This window comes from Thalassospira sp. UBA848, assembly GCF_002295455.1.
GTDB lineage: Bacteria > Pseudomonadota > Alphaproteobacteria > Rhodospirillales > Thalassospiraceae > Thalassospira.
Genome location: NZ_DBGS01000087.1, coordinates 1 through 2594, shown reverse-complemented (window position 1 = coordinate 2594; position 2594 = coordinate 1). Strand labels below are relative to the sequence as shown.

The following is a 2594-nucleotide window of genomic DNA, read 5'->3' as shown; positions in this document are numbered from 1 at the left end:
TCTGCTTGTTCATCGCGTTCCCGTTTATCTGGCACCATCAGGACTTGTTCATTTGAGTATAACAGAAAGCCGTTTGAAATCTGTAATTGACCGGGCCTTGCCATTCGGCCTTCGTCCTGCCAACTCTGAAACAAGGCAGGAATTCAAGACCAAAACCAGCTTTTTGTTTCGGGTCTATGCGAAAACGTTCGTGCCCCCTATAACGTAAGAAACACATTCCGATACAAGGGAGCCTCCATGCCCAAAACCGACATGACACTTGATCGCATCAATGACCTACTGGCACAGGCAAAAAAGGCCGGTGCAGACGATGCCGATGCCGTTTATGTCGAAGGCACATCGCTTTCGGTTGCCCAACGTCTGGGCAAAATGGAAAAGCTTGAACGTTCCGAGGGGGCTGATCTTGGCCTGCGGGTCCTGATTGGCAAGAAACAGGCAGTTGTATCGTCATCTGACACCAGCAACGCAGCGCTTGGCGAGTTGGTCGAACGTGCGGTTGCGATGGCCAAAAATGCCCCGGAAGATCCTTATTGCGGGATTGCCGACCCAAGTGAACTTGCCGAAACCTTCAATGTCGAAGCGCTTGAGCTTTGCGAGCCGGGCGAGGTTGATCAGGACAAACTGATCGAATGGGCCAGCGCGTGTGAAGAAGCAGCGCGTTCGGTCGAGGGCATCACCAACTCCGAAGGATCAGAAGCCGGCTGGGGCCGCCACCAGATCACGCTGGCAGCCACCAACGGCTTTGCCAATTCCTATGCCGGGTCGGGCAGCCACATTTCAGTGTCGGTGTTGGCCGGGACCGGCACAGGCATGGAACGCGATTACGATTATGACAGCGCAGTCTTTTCGACCGATCTGCGCGATCCGGTCGATATCGGCAAAAAAGCAGCCGAAAAGACCCTGCGGCGCCTGAACCCGCGCAAGGTCAAAAGCGCACAGGTTCCGGTGATCTATGATCCGCGCGTTTCGGCATCTATCGTCGGGCACCTGTCGTCTGCCATTAACGGATCGGGTATTGCACGTGGCACGAGCTTCCTGCTTGATGCGATGGGCAGCGAAATCTTTGCGCCGCATATCAACATCATTGATGATCCGCATCGCAAACGCGGCCTGCGGTCCAAACCGTTTGATGCCGAAGGGGTGGCAAACCAGAAACGCCACCTGATCGAAAACGGGGTTCTGAAAACCTGGATCATGGATTTGCGTTCAGCCCGTCAACTGGGTCTGAAATCGACCGGCAACGCATCACGCGGCGCCGGAAGCCTGCCCAGCCCGTCAACCACCAACCTTTATATGGAACCGGGCACAACTTCGCCCGAAGACATGATCAAGGACATTAAATCGGGCCTGTATATCACCGAGATGATCGGCAGCAGTGTCAACGGTGTAACGGGCGATTATTCGCGCGGGGCATCGGGCTACTGGATTGAAAATGGCGTGCTGGCCTATCCGGTTTCGGAGATAACGGTCGCCGGGAACCTCAAGGACATGTTCCGTTCTGTCGAACCGGCCAATGATCTGACGTTTAAATACGGCACCAATGCCCCGACGCTTCGCATTGACGGCATGACCCTGGCCGGGCAGTAAAAAACCGCCAGCCATGGCAACCACCCGAAAAAAACGCCCGGTCCATTTGGCCGGGCGTTTTAAGTTTGGGTGTTTCTTGGGTACTTTGGGTATCCGGGGGCTCAGGCAGCACGAATGGTACTGACAAAGCTGTCTGTGGCACCTTTCAGGGTATTGAAATTCTCGGACAAGGTGCTAACCGCGGTCAGAACGTCACTGGACGCCGTGCCCGCCTCGTTTACGGCCTGCGAAACCGTAACGATGTTGGAACTTACAACCGTTGTCCCGGTTGCGGCTTGTTCGATGTTAAAGGCAATTTCGCGGGTCGCTGCCGACTGTTCCTCCACCGCTGAGGATATCGTCGCGACAACTCCGTCCATTTCGCTGATGGTTTTGCTGATCAGTTCAATCTGGCTGGCCGCAAAGCCTGTGCGACCCTGAAGACTATTGACCTGCGCGCGAATTTCTTCTGTCGCTTTGGCTGTCTGTGCCGACAGGGTCTTGACCTCGTTGGCGACAACCGCAAAGCCTTTGCCTGCATCACCGGCACGAGATGCCTCGATCGTCGCGTTCAGGGCCAGCATGTTGGTCTGATCCGAAATATCGGAAATCAGTTTCAGAACCTCATCAATATTGTTGGAAGCCTCGACGAGTTCCTGAATACCGCGCATGGTTTCACGGGCCTGATCGACCGCCTTTTTGGCAATTTCTGTCGAAAAGACAACCTGTCGATTAATTTCCTCGATTGAGCTGTTAAGCTCTTCTGTCGCAGATGCAACAGAACCAACATTTCCACTTGCCTCCTCACTGGCCGAGGCAACAGCTGTGGTTTGCTCGGACGCAGTTCTGGCAATCTGGGACATGCCAGTTGCGGTTGCTTGCAATTCAACAGCAGCAGCCGCCACCGCCTCGATAATGCTGCCGACACTGTTCGTAAAGCTGTCCGCAGTCTGGTTCATAAACCGGCGTTGCTCTTCCTTTGCACGTTCTTCCTGCGCGCGGGCTTCGGCTTCGAGTTCGTCGTTGCG

At 54.9% G+C, this 2594-nt stretch carries 3 protein-coding genes; 2 read left to right on the top strand and 1 reads right to left on the bottom strand.

The features are described from left to right. Together B2R48_RS12275 and B2R48_RS12270 are read left to right on the top strand one after the other, a co-directional pair. Positions 1 to 208: hypothetical protein (locus tag B2R48_RS12275; RefSeq protein WP_297000768.1), on the top strand; the 208-nt coding region annotated here is incomplete at its 5' end. A gap of 29 nt (positions 209 to 237) precedes the next feature. Next, a complete protein-coding gene (locus B2R48_RS12270; RefSeq protein ID WP_213475489.1) occupies positions 238 to 1587 on the top strand; it encodes a TldD/PmbA family protein in 1350 nt (449 codons plus the stop codon). Positions 1588 to 1688: 101 nt separating this feature from the next. On the opposite strand, the gene B2R48_RS12265 is transcribed toward B2R48_RS12270, so the two are convergent. Next, a partial coding sequence (locus tag B2R48_RS12265; RefSeq protein WP_297000766.1) for a methyl-accepting chemotaxis protein occupies positions 1689 to 2594 on the bottom strand: 906 nt, incomplete at its 5' end.

Coding starts and splice junctions, on each gene's coding strand:
- B2R48_RS12270 (WP_213475489.1), top strand. CDS start 238: ATGCCCAAAACCGACATGACACTTGATCGCATCAATGACCTACTGGCA.